This window comes from Nocardia brasiliensis IFM 10847 (assembly GCF_000710915.1).
GTDB lineage: Bacteria > Actinomycetota > Actinomycetes > Mycobacteriales > Mycobacteriaceae > Nocardia > Nocardia brasiliensis_A.
This window is the reverse complement of record NZ_BAUA01000179.1, coordinates 25036-45878: the sequence shown is the minus strand read 5'-3', so window position 1 is coordinate 45878 and position 20843 is coordinate 25036. Positions and strand designations below refer to the sequence as shown.

Here is a 20843-nt window from a genome sequence, read left to right as displayed (position 1 = left end):
CTCCGAACGCAGCATTTCCAGGAATTGGCCAGGGGCGCGGGAGGTTTCGTAGTCCACGACCACCAACCTGCCGCCGTGCAGCAACGGCCCCCACAGCTCCCAGACCGCGAAGTCGAAGGCGTACGAGTGGAACATCGTCCACACGTCCCGCTGGTCGAAGCCGAACTGCGCCCTGGTGTTCGCGAACAACGCGAGCACGTTGCGATGCGGGACCTGCACGCCTTTGGGCCGCCCCGTGGATCCGGAGGTGTAGATCACATACGCGAGGTTCTCCGGGCGCAAGGCCAGCACCCGCTCGTCGTCATCGATCGGTGCTCCGTTGAGGTCGACCACCCGGCCCACATCGATCGTGGGTGTCGTGCCGGGCAGCGTGATTCCGGCCCGGGTGAGCACGCACGCCGGTGCGGCGTCGGCCAGCAGATAGGCGATCCGCTCGGCCGGATAGGCCGGATCGATCGGCAGATAGCCGCCGCCCGCCTTGATGATCGCCAGGAGTGCGACCACCAGATCCGCCGAGCGCGGCAGTGCCACCGCCACCACCTGCTCCGGGCCGATCCCGCGCGCGATCAGCCTGCGCGCCAACCTGTTCGACCGGACGTCGAGCTCGCGATAGGTCAGTGCCACGGGACCGCAGGTCACCGCGGTGGCGTCCGGGGACGCCCGGACCACCTCGTCGAACAAGGTGGCCAACGTTTTGTCCGGGCTCGGATAGGCCGTGCGCGGGAAGACGGTACCGAAGAAGACGCCGAGTTGGCCCGGCATCTGTCCGCGCTCGAGGAGCGGTCCGATCGCCGCCACCTCGGCCTGCGTCACGGGCACGACTTCGCTGCCCGCAGTGCACGATCCGGACAGATAGGCGATGTCCGCACCTTTCACGGGGCGCAGCCGATCCGCGTAAGTCACCGGCTCACTGGACAACTGGGCGAGTTCGCGCCGTACACCGGGGTCATCGACCACCAGCCATTCGAGCCCGGAAGGCGTATTCACGAAGGTCTGCGCCGCCGTACAGCCGATCACCGGCCTCGCGGCCGTCACCAACCGCTCGGACTCGTGCGGGTCGAGCACGAGAAAGCCCGCGCCGGTCTTCGCCACCGCCCACATCACGAGCACCGCCTCGACCGAGGATTCGATCGCGACCGCGACCATATCCCCGGCGCCGATCCCCCGCCCGATCAGCAGGCGCGCCAAGCGCGACGACAGATCGTCCAGCTCGCGGTAGCGCAACGCGGTGCCCCGGAACGCGACCGCGGTCCCGTCCGGATCGGCTTCCACCGCAACCGCCAGCAATCGCGGCAGCGTGGCACCCCCGGACCGCGGCGCCCGCGCCCGTCGCGCACGACCCGGTTCCCGCGTCGGCCCAGCCGCTACGGACGCGCTATCCCGCACTTCGATCTCCCCTGCACATTTCTTTGTCCAGCAGCTTGCTCAGCGGCTGCTGTCACGATTGGTCGCTTGACCAGTTCGCGACATGTCAGATTTCCCGACGTCGACAGCATGGCCGACGATCGCTCGCCGGATTTTTATCATGAACCGCACCCTCCCACTCCCGATCGAGGTTTTCACATGAAAGTTGCTGCCAAGTAGCTCTAATCCAAGGCTACCGCGCGGTCGGTATCGAAGGATTGCATCGCGGACACCATGGGGCTTGCACCGTATACCGGCGGTGAACAATAATCGACAATCTGAACAAGTAGTCCGATCGCCCATTGCTTGCCGTTTGCGGCACAAGCGAACTCACGCCGATCGGTGACCCATGCCACATATGCGATAGGGGCATTGTTAGGAGTTCATGAGATTTATTGCAAGACAAGTTGGAACTGCCTCCGACCGCATGGTCGAGACGAGCATCCCAACTCTTTACTCGAAATAATAAGCAGCAGCTTCATTCGATGTAGCCGGCATAAATAGTGTTTATTCGGCGATGCCACCCACCGCAGACCGGTGTCGGATCGAGCACCGGCAGCCGGATGCCCGCGTAGCCGAACGACGCTGCCGTGTAACAGTTTTCCCGGGGGGACAGACATAACCGGTCGGACAACCGTGGGTCCGCTCGGCGCACCGCAAGCAGAGGGAGTACGCAAACAGATGCATGTTCGACTGAAGAGACGATCGTCGCGGGCCGGGGTCGCGGTGCGTATCACCGTCGTGGCACTCGCGGCGATGCTGTCGGCGAGCGTGCTCGGTGGGACCGCCTCGGCCGAACCGCAGCGGGCGTCGGCCATCACCACCCTCACGAAAGAGGGGCGGTTGTGGCACCTGAAGGTGTACTCGGCGGCGATGGACACCGAGGTCGCGATCGATGTGCAACGTCCGGCGGACGAGTCGGTACCCGCGCCGAACCTCTACATGCTCAACGGCCTGGACGGCGGCGAGGGCACGGCCAGCTGGCAGGCCCAGACCAAGGCACTCGAGTGGCTGGCCGACAAGCCGGTCAACGTGATCCAGCCGATCGGCGGCCGCGCGAGTTACTACACCGACTGGCGGCAGCGCGATCCGGTGCTCGGACTCAACAAGTGGCGGACGTTCTTCACCGAGGAACTCCCGCCGCTGCTGGACAAGGCCTTGCAGTCCACCGGCCGCAACGCGTTGACCGGCCTGTCGACCTCCGGCACCTCGGTGTTGCAACTGGCCGAGGCCAAACCGGGTCTCTGGAAAACGGTCGCCGCCTACAGCGGATGCGCACAGATGGCCGATCCCGCGGGCAGGCAGTTCGTGAAATTCGCGGTCGAGACGTGGTCCGGCGGTAGCACCGACAACATGTACGGCCCCGCCGACAGCCCGCTGTGGGCCGCGAACGATCCGGTGCTCAATGCCGAAAAGCTGCGCGGCACACTGCTTTACATCTCCAGCGGCAGCGGCGTCCCGGTGCTGGAGGACGTCGACTATTACCTGGGCAACGCACCGGGCCCGACGGGCGCGGTGAACCTCGGCCTCGGGGTGATCATCGAGGCCGCCGTCAACGGCTGCACGGCAAACCTGAAGAACCGCCTGGACTCGCTGCAGATTCCGGCCACCTACCAGTTCAATCCGGTCGGCACGCACTACTGGCCGTATTGGGAAGAGGCCCTGCACAATTCCTGGCCACTGCTGGCCGAGGGCATGGGTCTGCCGCGCTGATCGCTGCGAGCAAGCGGCACAGGGGAATTCAGCACGATTGACGACCGAGGCCGTACGGCCCAACCCTCGGGGGCCGTACGGCCTCGGTCTTTGCCTGCGGTACGCGCCTCGCTCAGGCGCCGACGTAATCGGCGAGATGTTCCCCGGTGAGCGTGGACCGCGCCGCGACGAGTTCGGCGGGCGTGCCTTCGAAGACGATCTTGCCGCCGTCGTGGCCCGCGCCCGGACCCAGATCGATGATCCAGTCGGCGTGCGCCATCACCGCCTGGTGGTGCTCGATGACGATGACCGATTTACCGGACTCGACCAGGCGGTCGAGCAGGTTGAGCAGGTTCTCCACATCGGCGAGGTGCAGACCGGTGGTCGGCTCGTCCAGGACGTAGACCCCGCCCTTGTCGGCCATGTGCGTGGCCAGCTTGAGCCGTTGCCGCTCGCCGCCGGACAGCGTGGTGAGCGGCTGGCCGATGGTGAGGTAACCGAGCCCGACATCGACCAGCCGTTCCAGGATGGCGTGCGCGGCGGGGATGCGCGCTTCGCCCGAGCCGAAGAACTCCTCGGCCTCGCGCACCGACATGGCGAGCACCTCGCTGATATCGCGGCCGCCGAGGTGGTAGTCCAGCACCGAGGCGTCGAACCGCTTGCCCTCGCACACATCACAGGTGCTCGCGGTGCCCGCCATCATCCCCAGGTCGGTGTAGATCACGCCCGCGCCGTTGCAGTTCGGGCACGCGCCTTCCGAATTCGCGCTGAACAGTGCGGGTTTGACATCGTTGGCCTTCGCGAACGCCTTGCGGATCGGTTCGAGCAGCCCGGTGTAGGTGGCCGGGTTGCTGCGCCGCGAGCCGCGGATCGGCGTCTGGTCCACGGCGACCACGCCTTCGGACGCCGGAATCGAGCCGTGCACGAGCGAGCTCTTGCCGGATCCCGCGACACCGGTGACGACACACAGCACGCCGAGCGGAATGTCGACGTCGACTCCCCGGAGGTTGTGTCGCGTGGCATTCCGGATCTCCAGTGCGCCAGTAGGTTTACGCACCGACTCCTTCAACGCCGCCCGGTCGTCGAAATGCCGGCCGGTGATCGTGCCGCTGGCCCGCAGACCCTCGACCGAGCCCTCGTAACAGATGGTGCCGCCACCGGAACCCGCGCCGGGACCGAGATCTACGACGTGGTCGGCGATCACGATCGTCTCCGGCTTGTGCTCCACCACGAGCACCGTGTTGCCCTTGTCCCGCAATTGCCGCAGCAGGTCGTTCATCCGCTGGATATCGTGCGGATGCAGGCCGATGGTCGGCTCGTCGAAAACGTAGGTGACGTCGGTGAGCGCCGAGCCGAGGTGCCGAATCATCTTGACCCGCTGCGCTTCTCCGCCAGACAAGGTGCCCGACGGCCGCTCCAGTGAGAGATAGCCGAGCCCGATCTCGACGAACGAGTCGAGGGTGGCCACCAGCGAATCGAGCAGCGGCTGGACCGACGGCTCTTTCAGTGCGCGCACCCACTCGGCCAGATCGCGGATCTCCATCGCGCACAGGTCGGCGATGTTCTTGCGCTTGATCTTCGAGGACCTTGCCTCTTCGCTGAGCCGGGTGCCCGCGCAGTCGGGACAGGTGGTGAAGGTGACCGCGCGCTCGACGAACGCGCGGATATGCGGCTGCATCGACTCCTTGTCCTTGGACAGGAACGATTTCTGGATCTTGGGGATCAGCCCCTCGTAGGTGAGATTGACGCCGTCGACCTTGACCTTGACCGGTTCTTTGTAGAGGAAATCGTTGAGTTCCCGCTTGGTGTACTTGCGGATCGGCTTGTTCGGATCGACGAATCCCGACTCGGCGTAGACGCGGACGGTCCAGAAGCTGTCCGACTTCCAGCCGGGGATGGTGAACGCGCCCTCGGCCAGCGACTTGGAGTCGTCGTAGAGCTGGGTGAGATCGATATCGGACACCGACCCGCGGCCTTCGCAGCGCGGGCACATGCCGCCGGTGATGCTGAAGCTGCGCCGTTCCCGGATGGTGCGCCCGGCCCGCTCGATGTTGACCGCGCCCGCGCCGCTGATCGAGGCGACGTTGAACGAGTACGCCTGCGGCGAGCCGATATGCGGCTTGCCGAGCCTGCTGAACAGGATGCGCAGCATGGCGTTGGCATCGGTGGCGGTGCCGACCGTGGAGCGCGGGTCCGAGCCCATCCGCTGCTGGTCGACGGTGATCACGGTGGTCAGCCCGTCGAGCACGTCGACCTCGGGCCGGGCCAGCGTCGGCATGAAACCCTGCACGAAACTGCTGTAGGTCTCGTTGATCAGCCGCTGCGATTCCGCGGCGATGGTGCTGAACACCAGGGAGCTCTTGCCCGAGCCGGAAACACCGGTGAACACCGTCAGCCTGCGCTTCGGTAGCTCGATGCTGACGTCCTTCAGGTTGTTCACGCGCGCTCCGACCACCCGGATCGCGTCGTGACTGTCCGCGGCGTGACGTGCGGCCTGCTTCGAGTTCGCCCTGGTGGCGCTGCTCATCCTGTCTCCATCTTGGTTAGGCGGGGTCGCGTGGGCACGGTGCCGGTGTGCCCGGCGCGACCCCGATCGCCGAATCGCTCAGCGCACTTCCTGAATACGAATCAAGTTGCCCGCGGGATCGCGGAAGGCACAGTCGCGCACGCCGTAGGGCTGGTCGGTCGGCTCCTGCACCACCTCGGCGTCGCCGGCCTGCACCTTCTCGAAGGTGGCGTCGACGTTCTTGGTCGCCAGCAGCAGCGCGCCGTAGGTGCCCTTGGCCATCATCTCGGTGACGACGCGGCGCTCCTCGTCGGTGATGCCGGGGTCCGCGGCGGGCGGGTGCAGCACGATGGAGGTGCCGGGCTGGTCGGGCGGGCCGACGGTGATCCACCGCATGCCGTTGAACCCGACGTCCTTGCGCACCTCGAAGCCGAGCGTGTCGCGGTAGAACGCGATCGCGGCCTCCGGGTCGTCTTGCGGGAGAAAGCTGGAAAGAATGCTGATGTCCATGGCAATCACGCTAGATCCGGCTGCCGGGTCGACGCTTCTCGATTCCTGATCGGTCTGGTGACCTGCTTGGTGATGAAGGTCGGCATCTCCGTGGTCTGGTCGGCGATCGCCTTTCGGTAGGCGCTCGGCGACATGCCGACCAACTCGGTGAAGCGCGTGCTGAAGGTGCCCAGCGAAGAACAGCCGACCGCGAAGCAGATCTCGGTGACGCTGAGGTCGCCCCGGCGCAGCAGCGCCATCGCGCGCTCGATCCGGCGCGTCATCAGGTAGGAGTACGGCGACTCGCCGTAGGCGATCCGGAACTGGCGACTGAGATGCCCGGCCGACATGTGGGCGTCACGGGCGAGCGCCTCGACGTCGAGCGGGGATGCGTACTCCCGGTCGATGCGATCGCGGACTCGCCGCAACCGGGCGAGATCACGCAGGCGGTCCGCCTCGGATGTACTGCTCACCTGCGTGATCATCGCACATCGGCGCGACAGGCGACCGCGGACCGACCCGCGCGGGTAGCGCCGTAGCAAATCATTGCCATGGCGTCTTTCGGCCATGCGCCGGTCGGCGCACAGGGCGATTCCCGGTGTGGGGCCGGCGCGGGCCCCGTCACCGGGAATCCATTCGGGACGGCTGCGCGGGTCAGTCGCGAATGTTCTTCATCTGGTCGTACTGCTCCTTGGTCATCTCGTCGGGGGAACGCTCGGGCAGCCTGCGCGACTCGGGGCCGACTGTGCCGATGCTGCCGCCGTCGAATACCACTGACGCCCAATTGTTCTGGGCCCGCAGGGTGTTGTAGCTACCGTCGTTGTTGATGCTGCTGCGCACCGAACCGGAGGCGATGGAGCCGTTGCAGTTCCAGTCGATCGGCTGATCGGCCGCGCCGGTCCGCTTACGGGAGCCGTCGGGGCAGAAGTAGACCGTGCGCCAACCCGCGGACACCGGGCCCATCCCTTGCCGCTCTTGCAGCGCGGTTTCGTCCAGCGCAGGCGGATTCACGCTGGAGTAGCCGAAATACGACGTGCCGTCGGTCTTCGGCACACCGCCGAACTGGAAGCTGTAGTTCATCACGCTGAGGTAGTTCGGCTTGTAGTTGGTGTGGTCCACACCGCCGTGCTTGAGCCCCAGGTTGTGGCCCAGTTCGTGGATGAACGTGCCCACGTTCTCGTTGTCGTCCGGCGTCCAGTTGCACTTCGGGCCGAGTGCCACGATGAAGGTGTCCGCCGGGATGCCCAGCGAGATACCGCTGCTGCACCCGTTGTCGTACGAGTCGGCCCAGATCATGTAGTGGAAGATGCGCGACCGGTTGGCGGCGAAGTTGGTTCGCTTGATGGCCGCCACCTGGCTGTCCACCGGCGACAGGTTGTTGTCGTAGGGCACCTGGTTGCCGCCGCCGAGGTTGTAGGCGGCGCCCCGGGCATTACCGGCGTCCAGGTGGATCTTGATGCCGTTGCGCCCGTCGGGGTTGGTCACCGGCGAGGTGGCGAACACCGCGACGACCCGATCGAGCGCGGCGGTGGTCGGCAGGCGACCGTTCATGTAGTCCATCTCGACGAAGAGATCCTTGTGCTTCGGATCCGCGCCCATGGCAGGAAGATCCACATCGATCTTCCCGTCGCCGTTGGCGTCGTACCCCTTCGTCTCCCATTCGTCGCTGAGCCCGTCACCGTCGCTGTCCACGGCGGGCGCCTGCGCCTGTGACTCGGCGAGCGCGGTCGGGACGGTGACCGTGCCCAAGGCGGACAGTAGGGCGAAGCAAGCAACGAGAGCTGATCTGTAAAGCGACACTTCGAACTCCTTTCGGGTATCCGGCTATTTCCAATCCACCTGCGGCGAGCGGTAGAAGTTGATGCCCTGCGCAGCCCAGATCAGCCCTTGCTTGGCCAGTCGCGCGCGGTAGCTGTCCCAGTTGTGCGTCGCGGCCGGGGACCAGCCGATCTCGGCCGCGCCCGCCAAGCGCGGGAAGGCCATGAACTCGATGTCGGCGCTGGTCCGCAGGGTCTCCGACCACAGCGGGGCCTCGATGCCGATGACCTGCTTCTCCGAGACGCCCTGCAGGAAGGTGGCCGGATCCCAGTTGTAGGCGTCCTTCACCTCGACATAACCGGCCCAGTGCAGGCCGAGCGGGGTGTTGGGGTTGTACTTCATGTCCAGGTAGGACTTGTTGGCCGGCGACATCAGGACCTTGTTGCCACGGGCCGCCGCGGCGGCGACATCGGCGTTGGTGGTGGCCGGATCCCAGTACTGCGCGATGGTCGAGGTCGGCGGGTTGGTGACGACGATGTTGTGCCAGCCGATGGCCTTCTTGTCGTAGGTGGCCAGCATGGGCGAGACCTTGTCGTAGAAGGTCTGGTAGTCCGCGGGCGAGGTGGAGTGCGCCTCGTCGCCGCCGATGTGCAGGTACGGGCCGGGGGTCATGGCGGCGAGCTCGCGGATGACGTCCTCGACGAACTTGTAGGTGATCGGCTTGCCGATGCACAGCGAGCTGTAGCCGACCTCGATATCGGTGCGCGGCGGCACCGGCTTTCCGTCACAGTTCAATTCGCCGTAGGAGGCCTGCGCGGCGTTGGTGTGGCCGGGCATGTCGACCTCGGGAATCACCGTGATGTGCCGGGACGCGGCGTAGGCGACGATGTCGCGGTACTGCTCCTGGGTGTAGTAACCACCCGGGTCACCGCCCACCGCGGTCTGGCCGCCGATCTCGGCGAGCTTGGGCCAGCTCTTGATCTCGATCCGCCAGCCCTGATCATCGGTCAGGTGCAGGTGCAGCGTGTTGATCTTGTACTGGGCGATCTGGTCGATGTAGCGCTTGACCTGGTCGGGCTTGAAGAAGTGCCGGGCCACATCGAGCATCGCCGCGCGGTGCGCGAACCGGGGGTAGTCGACTACTTCACCACCGGAAACAATCCAATCCTGTTTCTGCACAGTGGTTTTGTTGATCGAGGCGGGGAACAGCTGGCGCAGCGACTGCACGCCGCCGAACAGCCCCGCGGTGGTGTTCGCCCGCAGCGTGACACCGCGTTTGGTCACCGAGAGCTGATAGCCCTGATCGCCCACGCGCGGGCCGGCATCGCCGAGTTGCAGGGTGATCCCGGACTTGGCCAGATCGTGCCGCTCGACCACCGGCAACCGAAAACCGGTGGCGGGCCGCAACAATGCGGCCAGATATTCGGCGACCGGCTTGGCCTGGTGTTCGGCGCGAATAACGCTGTCGGCGGCGAGCTTGAAATTCGCCTTGGTGTCCGGCCGAGCCTGAACGGGCACGGGAACGATATCGGTCACGCCGCGTTCGGTAGCCGGCGGCTTATCCGCCGCGGCGGTAGCGGTCAGGCCGGGTAGCACAAGGGCGATGAGCGCGATTACCGCGCCGAAAACGTAGGGGAAAAACAACTTCCGCATTGCGGACCTCCGAATGAACAGCAGGGTGCACACAGCAGTATGGGTCAGCGCCCGAGTTCCGACTGGGGACCGCAGAACTGGGGATACCTGCCGGTCGGACCGTAATTCGGGGCGCCGGAAGGTGTTCGGCGTCCTCCCCGGTGGGACTGGGGAATCCGATCCAGCGCATTTCGTGTCATGATTGCGCCGCTTGTTCGCCAACCGCACGACAGGAGTACCGGCGCCTACTGAGACATCCACTCGTACAACACTTCTCGATTACACCCGTCGACACCTTCGGGGTGAATTGTGGTGGTCAGCGAAATGCGGATGTCTCGGTAGATATTCGCGTGCGTGCTTTGCGTCGATGACGAACTTTCGGAAATCGTGGTGGTGCCGCGCAAGTCGCCGCCCGCGCTGTAGACGTACGAGAGATTGGTGTGCCGATGCGAATGTCCGGTCCATTTACCGTATCCGCGCTGGCAATGACCGGGTTGCTGATGACCGGCTCGGCCGCGCACACCGCGCCGCCCGCGCACGCCCCCGACAGCACGCTCGCGGCCGCGACCACATCCACCGACCAGACCTACCCCGTCACCGACCAGTCGCTGAGCGTCACGCCCACCGGCACCGAACAGCTCGGTGATTCGTCGACGGAAACGCCGCTGTCCGAGGGTGATTCGCTGATCAACGGCCCGTTGGACCTACAGGACGTCGAGGTGCCGCAGGACGGCACCCGCGGCATCCCGGAGCCACTGCTCGCCGCCTACCGCAACGCCGAACTGTCCGCGGAATCATCGATGCCCAAGTGCGGCCTGCCCTGGTATCTGCTGGCCGGTATCGGCAAGGTGGAGTCCAATCACGCGGCCAACGGGCGGATCGACGAGAAGGGCACCACGAAGGGCACCATCTTCGGCCCCGCACTGGACGGCACCCTGCCCGGCAACGAGATCATCAAAGCCAGCGACGGCAGTTTCGTGCGCGCTGTCGGCCCGATGCAGTTCCTGCCGGGGACCTGGGCGATCTACGCCGCCGACGGCGACGGTGACGGCAGCACCGACCCGAACAACGTCTTCGATGCCACGCTGGCCGCGGGCAAGTACCTCTGCTCGGGTGGGCTGGATCTGCGCGATCCGCAGCAGGAGATGCGAGCGGTGTTGCGGTACAACAATTCCCGCGACTACGCGACGCTCGTGCTGAGTTGGGCCAACGCCTACAAGACCGGCGGTGCGACGCCGGTGGAGATCTCGGACACGGTGCCCGACAGCATGCCCGACGGCAGCATGCCCGAGGGCACCGGCTCGAGCATGGTGGTCGACGATCCGGCCGCGCTCGCCCCGCCCGCCGACCCGCCCGCTGATCCGCCGGCCGATCCGGCGGCGCCCACGACGACCGAGACGTCGTCCACCACGCCCGCGCCGACGACCACGGTGGAGCCCACTGGTACCGCGACGCCCAACGGCACGTTGACGCTGCAGATCCATGTCCTGATCAATGTCCCCGGCCGCGGCCAGATCCCGTGCGGGATCTTCTGCACGCCCCCGGCGCCCGGCACACCGGCGCCCAAACCCGGCCCGTTGCGCCTGCCCGGACCGCCGCCCACGATGCCGCTGACGATCCCCGGCTTGCCGGACAACAAGCGGCCGACCACGACGGTGCCGGTGCCCCCGAAGACCTCCGCCCCGGCCACGACGACCACCACCCCGACGCCGACCACCAGCACACCGCCGCCGGTGACGACGCCGCGCACGACCACGCCGACCACCTCCCCCACCACCACCGCGCCAACCACCACCGCGCCGAGCATCGTCGAGCCGAAATCACAGCGAACACCGTCCGCGGCACCGGGTTCGAGCTCGGCGCGGCCCGCGCCGACCTCGACCGCGACGCCGCCGCCGGCCGTAGCGCCACCGCCGGCGCAGCAGTCCGCGCCCGCACCGCAGCAGCCACCGGCCGCGCAATCGCAACCGGCGCAGCAGCCGCAGGCCGTGCAGCCCCCTGCGGCGCCACCCGCGACCAAGCAGCCCGCGGCGCCCGCACCCGCCCCGACCACCGCCGAACCGAAGCCGACGCCGCCGAAACCCGCACCGACTCCGGCCAAACCGGTACCCACCACCACGCCGCCCCCCTCCCGATAAACGGCCGCTTTTGTCCGGATTCTTGCCCCGTTCACTCCGTGCGAATACGATCTGGCGCTCGTGGGAGCAACTGCGGTGGACGCGTCGCGGAAAGACACGCGAATCTGGGGAGCGGTAACCGTAGTCGGAGTGATCGCCGGGTATGCGGCGGTCCTGCTGGCCGACGCTCGGCACTACTACACCGACGACACCGAGGCGCAGTACGCGCCGATGTGGGTGGCCCTCGGCACGCATCTGCGTGAGGGACGTTTCCCCGCGCTGGTGCCGTGGGAGTGGATGGCGGGCAACTACTCCCTGGAGGAAGCCGGCCTCTACAACCCGCCCCAGTTGCTCGTGCACCTGCTCGCGCCCTCGATGGACAACTTGGCCGTGTACGCCACGGTGGTGAAGTTGATCTTCTCGATCATCGCCGCGCTCGGCGTGTTCCGGATCTGCCGGGCCTATGGTGCGCACGCTCCGTGGGCGGCGCTGGCCGGCGTCGCCTTCCCACTGAGTGGTTGGTTCCTGTTCTTCGATCAGGCCAGCTGGATGACCTCGCACACCGCCACCGCGTGGCTCGTGCACGCGTGGGCCTCGGCGGTGTACTACGCGCGCGGACGCAGCGGTCCGATCCCGGTCTTCGTCTTCCTGTACCTGACCCTGACCGTTCAATACGCCTTTCCCGCAGTCGAAGCCGGCTTGATGATCGCCGCCGTCGTGGTCGGCGAGGTCATCCACCAGCGCCGGTGGGGACCGTCGCTGCGGCTGATGGCGGCGGCGGGGTGCGCCGCGCTGGCCGCCATGGCGGCCAACCTGCCCGGCATCCTCTCCTCCCAGGTGACCTGGCGGGGCAACGCCAAGATCCACAACGATCCGTTCCTGACGGTGCCCTGGTCGGAGTCGTTGAACGCGAGCCTGCCGAGCACGACGCCCGCGTTCACCGCGTGGTGGGGGCACGTGCAGCCGTTGCCGATGGTCTACATCGCATGGTTCCTGATTCCCGCGCTGGCCTTCATCAGCTGGCATGCCGCGGCGCGTTCCGCGCGCGAGTTCAGCGGAATCGCGATCTTCGCCGCGGCCATGCTGATGTGGACGGCCGGGCCCGGTGCGGTCGGCCCGCTGCGGTGGCCCGCCCGCGTACTGCCCATGCTCGCCATCGCGCTGCTCGTGCTGGTCTGCGTATTGCTCAGCCGCCACGGCACTTTCACGTCCTGGCGGCGGCGCGGCGTGGCGGCCGCAGTGCTGGTCGCGCTGCTGTTCGTGCGCTCGTTCTCGGCGGCGCCCGCGCTGGTGCTGCGGCATCTGCTCGCGGCCGCCGTGGTGCTCGCGGTCGGCGCCGCGACACTATGGCTGCTGCGCAACCGCGGACCGGCACTGGCGTGCGCGCTGGCCATCTTCGTGATGTTCCCGATCGCCTATGCTCAGGTGCGCAGCGCACCCGAGACGCCGATGTCCTACAACTTCCCCGAGCGGCGGTCCGACATGACCGCGGCCTTCCCCGATTTCGACGGTCTCACACTGCAACTCGCCGACCGCGCGGTGCTCGGACCGCAGGACCGCTCGCTCGCCGGTGCGTACGGTTCGCTCGCGATCGGCAACTACGCGAAGAATCTGCAGTCCCGCTACGTCAACGGGTACACCCCGATCGGCCACGCGCCGTTCGCCGGGGTGCTGTGCATGGCATGGGACGGCAGCACCTGCCCGGACGCGTTCCGGCGCGCCTTCGAGACCGAACCCAGCACCGGCACCACGATTGTCGACCTGATGCAGGTCGATCGCGTTGTGCTGCACCGGGCCCAATATCCGGACGCGCGAAACTCGCCCGCGCCCAACGGCTGGCAGTGGGTGGACTACCCGGGCCACGAGCGCTACATCTCGGTCCTGGAACGCGTGCCCGGTGCACAGCCCGCCCGCAACGGCGCGATCGCCGCCACCGCGGCCGGCGTGAGCGCCACCTCGATCTCCGACGGTGACTACACCAGCCGGGCCACGGTGAGCTCCGCGAACGGCGGCCGGGTCGTGTTCGCCCGGCTCGCCTGGCCCGGGTATCGAATCACCCTGAACGGCCAGGAGATTCCGACCGCCGCCGTCGCGAAGACCTTCCTCGCCGCGGACCTCCCGGCGGGCACCCGCAACGCCGAACTGACCATCACCTGGCGCCCGCCCGGGTGGCAGATCAGCATCGGGACAGCCTTGCTCGGCCTCGCCGGGATCGGCGTGCTCCAGTACTACCGCTCGCGTCGCCGCGACCTGGACACCCCGCCGGAGGCGCCGGCGCAGGAGCCGGCCTCCGCACTGGTCGGCGCGGACGCCTGAGACAGGTCCTGGTACCGAGCGCGCTGGATATGATCTCCGGAGCGAACCCGACCGCGCTACCGAGATCGAGATCCGCCGCTGATGTCCGCACATCCTTACCTGGCCGACGTGGTCGCCGCTCTGCACTTCGATCTCGCCGAATGGATGAGCTCGAACGCACCGCCCAAGGTATTCGACCGGTTCGCCAACGCACTGCACGACAAGTTCTCCGCGGTGACCACGGTCGGCCAGGTGGTCGACCGGGACACCCTGCTCGCCGGTGTGTGGTCGGCGAAGAACAGCCAGCCCGGCCTGGCAATCGAGGTCACCGACCTCGAGGAGCTCGCGCACAGCGGCAAGATCGTCACCGTCCGCTTCGTCGCGGAGAACAGCTTGGCCGAACTGCGCACCCGCCGTTTGGTCACCGCCATCCTGTTCGTCGCCGACCACGGCTATCTGTGGCGCTCGGTGCACGAGACCGCGGTGCCCGCCGCCGAGTGAATCCGCGGAATCGGTCCGCGCCGGTCGTCCCATTTGGTACCAAAGGTAAAGAAAAGGTAAGGTACCGGTCAGGATCGGATGGGGTTTGCAGTGAACATAGAGGTGACACCGCTGCCGGGAATCGGTGTGCGAAAAGACTTTCCGCTGACGAAATCGGGCCGTCGCATCGGCGTCGTCGAACATCGTGACGGCACCATCGACCTGATCTACACCAAACTCGGCGCCCCGGACACCACCGTCCAGATACCGCTGACCGCCGGGGAAGCGGGCGTCCTCGCCAACCTGCTCGGCGCCCCGCAGCTGGTGTCACAGCTCCTGAGAGAACACCGCGGTATGGCCGGGGTGCAGACCAGGACGATGCCGATCATCGACGGCTCGCCCTACGCCGGACGCACCCTCGGCGAGACCGAGATGCGCAGCCGGACAACGGCTTCCACCGTCGCCGTGCTGCGGGCCGGTCAGGTGCAGCCCTCCCCCGGGCCGGATTTCACGTTCACCGCGGGCGATCTGCTCGTCGTCGTCGGCACCGACGAGGGCCTCGACGCCGCCGCCGAGATCCTGACGGACGGGTGAGCCGATGGTGATCGAGGGAACCGCAATGGCGCTCATCCAGCTGGGCGCAGTCTTCTTCGGGCTGGGCGTGCTCGGCCGCATCGCGGCCCGGATCGGCCTCTCGCCGATTCCGCTGTACCTGCTCGGCGGACTGATGTTCGGCACCGGCGGTCTGGTCGAGTTGCACCAGGTGGACGAATTCATCCATCTCGCCAGCGAGATCGGCGTGGTGCTGCTGTTGCTCCTGCTGGGGTTGGAGTACACAGCCGCCGAGCTGGTGACCGGGATGCGAAGATCCTGGCCGGCCGGACTGCTCGATATCGCGCTCAACGCCACCCCCGGGGTGATCGTCGCGCTCGGCCTCGGCCTGGGCGTGACCGGAGCGATCGCGATGGCCGGGGTCACCTATATCTCGTCCTCGGGCATCGTCGCGAAGGTATTGAACGACCTCGGCCGTCTCGGTAACCGAGAGACACCGGTCATCCTGTCGATCCTGGTGTTCGAAGATCTCGCGATGGCCGCGTATCTGCCGGTGCTCACCGCGGTGCTGGCGGGTGTCGGCTTGCTCGCGGGCCTGAAGACGCTCGGCATCGCGCTCGTCGCGGTCACCATCGTGCTCGTCATCGCGCTGCGCTACGGGAAGTACGTCTCCGCCGTGGTCGCCAGCGACGACCGGGAAGTGTTCCTGCTCAAGCTGCTCGGCGCGGCGCTACTGGTCGCGGGCATCGCCTCGGCGGTGCAGGTGTCCGCGGCGGTCGGCGCGTTCCTGCTCGGCATCGCGATCTCGGATTCCACCGCGCACAGCGCGACCAAGATTCTCGAACCCCTGCGCGACCTGTTCGCCGCGATGTTCTTCGTACTCTTCGGCCTGTCCACCGATCCGGCGAGCATCCCGCCGGTGCTCGGCTGGGCGGTGTTGCTCGCGGTGGTGACGACCGCGACGAAGATCGCCACCGGCTGGTGGGCCGCCAAACGGGCCGGTGCCACCACCCTCGGCCGCGCCCGCGCAGGAACCGCACTGGTCGCCCGCGGTGAGTTCTCCATCGTCATCGCCGGGCTGGCGGTGGCCGCCGGGGCGCTGCCCGCCGAATTCGCCGCGCTGGCCACCACGTACGTGCTGCTGATGGCAATTCTCGGACCCATCGGCGCGCGCATCGTCGAACCGGTGGTGCGGCGCTTGATCATCCGGCCGCCACGACCGCGGGCCGATCTCGCGACCGAGTAGGCCGCGCCGGATCACCGGTGCGCGTCGAGGAATGCGGCGGTGTCGGCGGCGATCTCGTCCGGGTATTCGCCGTTGATCGCGTGGCTGGCCTGGTCGTAGCGACGCACCGTCGCGTCGCTCAGCGTGGCCTCGGCCTGCCGGGCCGCGGCGGCGGCGTCGTGGATGACCGACCGGCCCGCGAGGATGACCAGGAACGGCATCTTCAGACTGCGCAACTGATCGTCGGGGAACTGGTCGGGCGCCGGCAGTTTCATGGCGTAGTGCCGCATACCCGACTCGATGAGGTCGGCGACCGCGACATCCTCGACCGGCGCGCCGCCTGCGGTCCAGCTGTTGAAAGAGTCGCGCCAGCTCTTCGGAAACCAGCGCACGGACGCGGGAATCGAACGCAGGATCGTCTCGATCGGCATGGGCGCGAAGGTCATCGCCGGATCCAGCGCGATCACCCCGGCGATCTTCTCCGGCTGGTGGATCGCGAGATTCGTCGCGGTCCACCCGCCGATCGAGGCACCGAACAGGTACACCTTCGGCTCGGGCAGTCCCGCCAAGGCCTGATGCAGCCAGCGGGCTTGGTCGCGATGACTTTCGATCGGCCGGTCCTGGATGCTCGCGCCCGGCTCGCCGAGCAGGTCGAGGGTGTAGACCGTGCGCAGCTTGCGCAGCGAGGGCAGATTGGCGGCCCACATCGGCGAGGACGCGGAACGGCCGGGCAGCAGCACGAGCGGCGGCTCGGACGGGTTCGCCCCGTCGAAACGGTACATCCGGACCACGCCGAACTCGGTGCGCAGGTCCAGGGTGGCGTTCGGCGTGGGCAGGTCACGCATCGCCCGGTCGTACGCGGTGAAGAACTGATCCCGGCCCGCGGCCGAGGTGAAAATGGCCGACCGGGGAGGTGTCGCGCAGCGCGAGCCAGGCCAGTAGGCCGAGCGAGACCGTCGCACCCGCGAACATCAGCAGTCTTTTACGTCGCATGACTATCAAAATAGGACATCGATGTCTCATTAACAACACCTTATGTCCCATCACGCCGATCCGGATGCTACTGTTCCGCCATGGTCAGGAGCGGGACAGCAGACGCGCGATCGATAGCGTCGAGCGGCCCGCGCACCCGCACCCGTACCGCCATCATGACCGCGGCCCTCACGGTCTGGGCGCGTGATTTCACCGCCGCGCTGAGCGATATCGCCGAGCGCGCCGAGGTATCCCGCAGCACGCTGCACCGCTACTTCCCCGAGCGGCAGGATCTCGTCGACGCCGTGCTGCTCGACTCGTTGCAGACCATCGACACGATCGCCCGCGCCGCGAACGACGGCACCCGCTCGCCCCTGGACCACCTCATCTATCTGCTGCGCTCCTTCGTCGAAGTCGCCGACCACGTGGTCTTCCTCTTCACCGATCCGGGCCGCTTCACCGGCAACCCGCACTGGGGCGATACCAGCGACGCGTCGCTGCGCGCCCTCATCGCCGCCGCGCAAGCCGACGGCGCACTCGATTCGGACCTGCCCACCGAATGGGTCGAAGGCATCTTCAACGCGCACCTCTACGTCGCGGCCACCACGGCCCAGCAGGCGAATGTGCCCAAGCACGTGATCGCCGACAATGCCATCCGCACGTTTCTCGGCGGCGTCGCCGCCCGCGGGCCCACCGCCGACGAAGCCGGGTAATGCGCGCGGCGGCATAGAGTTTCCCCATGACGAGCAACCCGTTCTTCGAGCGCAGCACGCTGCCCTACCAGTTGCCTCCGTTCGCCCTGATCCGCGAGGAGCACTACCTGCCCGCGTTCGACCGCGGCATGGCCGAGCAGCTCGCGGAGATCGCCGCCATCACCGCCCTCGACACGGTGCCCACCTTCGCCGACACCGTTGTGGCGCTGGAGCGTTCCGGCAGCCTGCTGACCCGGGTGGCCAACGTCTTCTTCAACATCACCTCCTCGGATTCCACCCCCGGCACCGACGCGATCGAAGCCGAGATCTCGCCGCGCCTGGCCGCGCACCGGGACGCCATCTATCTCGATCCGGCCCTTTTCGCGCGCGTCGAATCGCTGCACGAGCGCGTGGCCGAACTCGAATTGACCGCCGAGGAATCCCGGCTGCTGACCGAGTACCACACCAGGTTCGTCCGGGCAGGCGCTCGCCTCGACCCTGCCGAGCAAGCGCGGCTGCGTGAGTTGAACAGCGAGCTGGCCACCGCCGCAACCGAATTCGGGCAGAACATCCTCGCCTCGACGAACGCCGCCGCGCTGGTGCTCGACCGCAGCGAGGAACTGGCCGGGCTCACCCCTGCGGCCGTCACCGGCGCCGCCGAGAACGCCCGGGCGCTCGGCCACGCCGGCGCATGGGCGCTGCGCCTGCAGAACGTCTCCAATCAGCCCGTACTCGCCGAACTGGAGAACCGCGAAGTCCGGCAGCGCGTGATGACGGCCTCGCTGGGCCGCGGATTCGGTGCGGACGAGCCGAATCACGCGCTCGCCGTCCGGATCGCCGCCCTGCGCGCCGAGCGGGCAGCGCTGCTCGGCTACCCGGATCACGCCGCGTACGCGGTGGCCGATCAGACCGCGAAAACCGTTGCGGCGGTTGAAGAGATGCTCGCCAAGCTGGTGCCGCCCGCGGTCGCCAACGCCGAACGCGAGGCCGCCGAGCTGGCGGCGACGATGCGCGCGGCGAACGGTACGCCGAACGACGAACTCCGCTCGTGGGATTGGCAGTTCTGGTCGGAGAAGGTCCGGGCCGAACAGTTCTCGGTCGACGGCGAGGCGCTGCGCCCGTACTTCGAACTGAACCGGGTGCTGCGCGACGGCGTCTTCTTCGCCGCCGAAAAGGCCTACGGGATAACCCTTTCCGAACGCGAGGACCTCGTCGGATACCACCCGGAAGTGCGGGTCTTCGAGGTCTTCGAAGCTGACGGCACACCGCTCGGGTTGTTCCTCGGCGACTTCTTCGCCAGGCCCTCGAAGCGCGGCGGGGCCTGGATGAACGAGTTGGTCAGCCAGTCGCACCTGCTCGATCAACGCCCGGTGGTGGTCAACAACCTCAATATCGCGAAACCGCCCAGCGGCGAGCCCGCGCTGCTGACCTGGGACAACGTCCGGACGCTGTTCCACGAGTTCGGGCACGCGCTGCACGGCCTGTTCTCCGACGTGCGCTTTCCGTTCTTCGCCGGCACCGAGGTGCCCCGGGATTTCGTGGAATTCCCGTCTCAAGTCAACGAGATGTGGATGGCCAGGCCGGAAATACTGGCGAACTACGCGCGTCACATCGAGACCGGCGAGCCGATGCCCGCGGCCCTGATCGAGCGGATGGCGGCGGCCGAGCGTTTCGGCACCGGCTTCCGCACCGTGGAGTATCTCGGTGCGGCGCTGCTGGATTGGGCGTGGCATCGGGTGCCGGACGCCGATGCGCTGGCGGGCGCCGACGCCGAAGCGTTCGAAACGGCGGCCTTGGAACGGGCGGGCCTGGCCATGGCGACGATTCCGCCGCGGTACCGCACAGCGTATTTCGCGCACATCTTCTCCGGCGGCTACGCGGCGGGCTACTACTCCTACATCTGGAGCGAGGTACTGGACGCGGACACGGTCGAGTGGTTCACCGACGGCGCGGCCACCATCCGAGACAAGGGCGAGGTGTTCCGCCGCGAATTGCTCGCGCGCGGCGGCTCGGTCGATCCGCTGGCCGCCTTCGCGGCGTTCCGCGGTCGGGCGCCCGAGATCGAGCCGCTGCTGGTCCGGCGCGGGCTCACCGGCTGAGCCCGCGGAAATTCGGTGTCCCCGTTTTCCGCCGATCGGTAGCGTGGCCGACATGGACTCCGTTGCGGTCAGACTCATGCGCTCGACGGACGTGCCGGGGGCGGAACGGGCTTCCGCCCTCGGATTTCTCGAAGTGGACCGGCACTATCGACGGGTCAACGAGCCGGAACCGGAACCACGATCCGAGGCCGACGCAAAGCAGTGGTCGGATCGGCTGCGCTATTTCCTGACCGCGGATCCGGCGGGCTGCTGGGTGGCCACGCGCGACGACGAGGTGGTCGGCCTCGCGGTGTCACAGAATCGGGAACAGCTCTGGTATCTGGCGTCTTACGCGGTGCTGCCGGACCAGCAGGGCACCGGCATCGGCAAACGGCTGATGGACGCGGTGCTCGCGCACGCGGGCGATCGTGCGGGGATGATCTCGGCATCCGGGCACCCGGGCGCGACCCGTCGCTATCGGCTGGCCGGATTCTCGCTGCATCCGCAGATGCGCATGGTCGGCACGGTCGATCGTTCGGCGCTACCCGCCGTCACCGGTCTGGCAGAGGGCACCGCCGCAGACTTCGACTGGATGGATCGACTCGACCAGCAGCTGCGCGGCGTAGGGCACGGCCCCGATCACGGCTACCTGCTGGGCGCCAACCGGCTCGTCGTCTCGCGCGCCGAACCCGGCTACGTCTACCTCGACGCACAGGGCAATACGAAACTACTGGCCGCCGCGCATCCGGACGTCGCGCGAAAGCTGTTGTGGGAGGCGCTCGCCACGGCACCGGGCGCGATGATGATCAACTCGATCACCACGGCCAACGAGTGGGCGATCGATGTCGGGCTCGCGGCCCGCCTCGACCTGTTCCAGGAGGGGTATCTGGCGTTACGGGGGATGACCGAGCCGAGGCCCTATCTGATCAACGGCGCGTTCCTCTGAGTGCT

17 protein-coding genes are annotated in these 20843 nt (G+C 67.4%); 9 read left to right on the top strand and 8 right to left on the bottom strand.

Going from position 1 to position 20843, the window contains the following annotated elements; all coding sequences use genetic code 11:
• Window positions 1–1287 (bottom strand): AMP-binding protein (locus NBRGI_RS34915; RefSeq protein ID WP_029901440.1); only part of this gene is annotated, 1287 nt, incomplete at its 3' end.
• Window positions 1288–2085: 798 nt separating this feature from the next.
• Here NBRGI_RS34915 and NBRGI_RS34910 point away from each other — a divergent pair.
• A complete protein-coding gene (locus NBRGI_RS34910) occupies window positions 2086–3117 on the top strand; it encodes an alpha/beta hydrolase (RefSeq protein ID WP_200882270.1) in 1032 nt (343 codons plus the stop codon).
• A gap of 112 nt (window positions 3118–3229) precedes the next feature.
• On the opposite strand, the gene NBRGI_RS34905 is transcribed toward NBRGI_RS34910, so the two are convergent.
• The 5 genes from NBRGI_RS34905 to NBRGI_RS34885 all read right to left on the bottom strand — a co-directional run bounded on the left by NBRGI_RS34905 (window position 3230) and on the right by NBRGI_RS34885 (window position 9502).
• Window positions 3230–5623, bottom strand: coding sequence for an ATP-binding cassette domain-containing protein (locus NBRGI_RS34905; RefSeq protein WP_029901438.1), 2394 nt, complete (start codon window positions 5621–5623; stop codon window positions 3230–3232).
• Window positions 5624–5701: 78 nt separating this feature from the next.
• Window positions 5702–6112: a VOC family protein gene (locus NBRGI_RS34900; RefSeq protein ID WP_029901437.1), complete on the bottom strand. Its 411-nt coding sequence runs from the start codon at window positions 6110–6112 to the stop codon at window positions 5702–5704.
• A 5-nt stretch (window positions 6113–6117) separates the two neighbouring features.
• A complete protein-coding gene (locus NBRGI_RS34895) occupies window positions 6118–6576 on the bottom strand; it encodes a helix-turn-helix transcriptional regulator (protein ID WP_029901436.1) in 459 nt (152 codons plus the stop codon).
• A 169-nt stretch (window positions 6577–6745) separates the two neighbouring features.
• On the bottom strand, window positions 6746–7891 hold the full coding sequence (locus NBRGI_RS34890; RefSeq protein WP_029901435.1) for a hypothetical protein: 1146 nt from the start codon (window positions 7889–7891) through the stop codon (window positions 6746–6748).
• A 24-nt stretch (window positions 7892–7915) separates the two neighbouring features.
• Complete coding sequence (locus NBRGI_RS34885; RefSeq protein WP_029901434.1) at window positions 7916–9502, bottom strand: beta-N-acetylhexosaminidase; 1587 nt, start codon at window positions 9500–9502, stop codon at window positions 7916–7918.
• A 464-nt stretch (window positions 9503–9966) separates the two neighbouring features.
• Between NBRGI_RS34885 and NBRGI_RS45960 the strand changes: the two genes are divergently transcribed.
• From NBRGI_RS45960 to NBRGI_RS34860, 5 genes are all read left to right on the top strand, one after another.
• Window positions 9967–11619, top strand: coding sequence for a lytic transglycosylase domain-containing protein (locus NBRGI_RS45960; protein ID WP_063726352.1), 1653 nt, complete (start codon window positions 9967–9969; stop codon window positions 11617–11619).
• Window positions 11620–11748: 129 nt separating this feature from the next.
• Window positions 11749–13914, top strand: coding sequence for a hypothetical protein (locus tag NBRGI_RS34875; RefSeq protein ID WP_029901432.1), 2166 nt, complete (start codon window positions 11749–11751; stop codon window positions 13912–13914).
• Between the two features lie 81 nt (window positions 13915–13995).
• Window positions 13996–14394: a hypothetical protein gene (locus tag NBRGI_RS34870; RefSeq protein ID WP_051728258.1), complete on the top strand. Its 399-nt coding sequence runs from the start codon at window positions 13996–13998 to the stop codon at window positions 14392–14394.
• A gap of 90 nt (window positions 14395–14484) precedes the next feature.
• A complete protein-coding gene (locus tag NBRGI_RS34865; RefSeq protein WP_029901430.1) occupies window positions 14485–14967 on the top strand; it encodes a cation:proton antiporter regulatory subunit in 483 nt (160 codons plus the stop codon).
• A gap of 4 nt (window positions 14968–14971) precedes the next feature.
• Window positions 14972–16171 (top strand): cation:proton antiporter, encoded by a 1200-nt coding sequence (locus NBRGI_RS34860; RefSeq protein ID WP_029901429.1) that lies wholly within the window; start codon window positions 14972–14974, stop codon window positions 16169–16171.
• An 11-nt stretch (window positions 16172–16182) separates the two neighbouring features.
• On the opposite strand, the gene NBRGI_RS44550 is transcribed toward NBRGI_RS34860, so the two are convergent.
• Together NBRGI_RS44550 and NBRGI_RS49390 are read right to left on the bottom strand one after the other, a co-directional pair.
• Entirely contained in the window at window positions 16183–16995 is an 813-nt protein-coding gene (locus tag NBRGI_RS44550; protein WP_235211203.1) for an alpha/beta fold hydrolase, read from the bottom strand.
• Window positions 16988–17143, bottom strand: a complete 156-nt coding sequence (locus tag NBRGI_RS49390; RefSeq protein ID WP_235211202.1) for a hypothetical protein — start codon at window positions 17141–17143, stop codon at window positions 16988–16990. Before NBRGI_RS49390 ends, NBRGI_RS44550 begins: the two co-directional genes overlap by 8 nt.
• Before the next feature lie 80 nt (window positions 17144–17223).
• Between NBRGI_RS49390 and NBRGI_RS34850 the strand changes: the two genes are divergently transcribed.
• From NBRGI_RS34850 to NBRGI_RS34840, 3 genes are read left to right on the top strand one after another with little or no spacing between them, the layout of a single operon-like run.
• Window positions 17224–17835: a TetR/AcrR family transcriptional regulator gene (locus NBRGI_RS34850; protein WP_200882269.1), complete on the top strand. Its 612-nt coding sequence runs from the start codon at window positions 17224–17226 to the stop codon at window positions 17833–17835.
• A gap of 26 nt (window positions 17836–17861) precedes the next feature.
• Window positions 17862–19913: a M3 family metallopeptidase gene (locus tag NBRGI_RS34845; protein ID WP_029901427.1), complete on the top strand. Its 2052-nt coding sequence runs from the start codon at window positions 17862–17864 to the stop codon at window positions 19911–19913.
• A 52-nt stretch (window positions 19914–19965) separates the two neighbouring features.
• Complete coding sequence (locus tag NBRGI_RS34840; protein ID WP_029901426.1) at window positions 19966–20838, top strand: GNAT family N-acetyltransferase; 873 nt, start codon at window positions 19966–19968, stop codon at window positions 20836–20838.
• Window positions 20839–20843: the final 5 nt, after the last annotated feature.

Excerpts from the sequence above, each read along its gene's own strand:
- NBRGI_RS44550 (WP_235211203.1), bottom strand. The coding sequence starts at position 16,995 with ATGCGTGACCTGCCCACGCCGAACGCCACCCTGGACCTGCGCACCGAG.
- NBRGI_RS49390 (WP_235211202.1), bottom strand. The coding sequence starts at position 17,143 with ATGCGACGTAAAAGACTGCTGATGTTCGCGGGTGCGACGGTCTCGCTC.
- NBRGI_RS34895 (WP_029901436.1), bottom strand. The coding sequence starts at position 6,576 with ATGATCACGCAGGTGAGCAGTACATCCGAGGCGGACCGCCTGCGTGAT.
- NBRGI_RS34860 (WP_029901429.1), top strand. The coding sequence starts at position 14,972 with ATGGTGATCGAGGGAACCGCAATGGCGCTCATCCAGCTGGGCGCAGTC.
- NBRGI_RS34870 (WP_051728258.1), top strand. The coding sequence starts at position 13,996 with ATGTCCGCACATCCTTACCTGGCCGACGTGGTCGCCGCTCTGCACTTC.
- NBRGI_RS45960 (WP_063726352.1), top strand. The coding sequence starts at position 9,967 with ATGACCGGGTTGCTGATGACCGGCTCGGCCGCGCACACCGCGCCGCCC.
- NBRGI_RS34840 (WP_029901426.1), top strand. The coding sequence starts at position 19,966 with ATGGACTCCGTTGCGGTCAGACTCATGCGCTCGACGGACGTGCCGGGG.
- NBRGI_RS34845 (WP_029901427.1), top strand. The coding sequence starts at position 17,862 with ATGACGAGCAACCCGTTCTTCGAGCGCAGCACGCTGCCCTACCAGTTG.
- NBRGI_RS34910 (WP_200882270.1), top strand. The coding sequence starts at position 2,086 with ATGCATGTTCGACTGAAGAGACGATCGTCGCGGGCCGGGGTCGCGGTG.
- NBRGI_RS34885 (WP_029901434.1), bottom strand. The coding sequence starts at position 9,502 with ATGCGGAAGTTGTTTTTCCCCTACGTTTTCGGCGCGGTAATCGCGCTC.
- NBRGI_RS34900 (WP_029901437.1), bottom strand. The coding sequence starts at position 6,112 with ATGGACATCAGCATTCTTTCCAGCTTTCTCCCGCAAGACGACCCGGAG.
- NBRGI_RS34905 (WP_029901438.1), bottom strand. The coding sequence starts at position 5,623 with ATGAGCAGCGCCACCAGGGCGAACTCGAAGCAGGCCGCACGTCACGCC.
- NBRGI_RS34850 (WP_200882269.1), top strand. The coding sequence starts at position 17,224 with ATGGTCAGGAGCGGGACAGCAGACGCGCGATCGATAGCGTCGAGCGGC.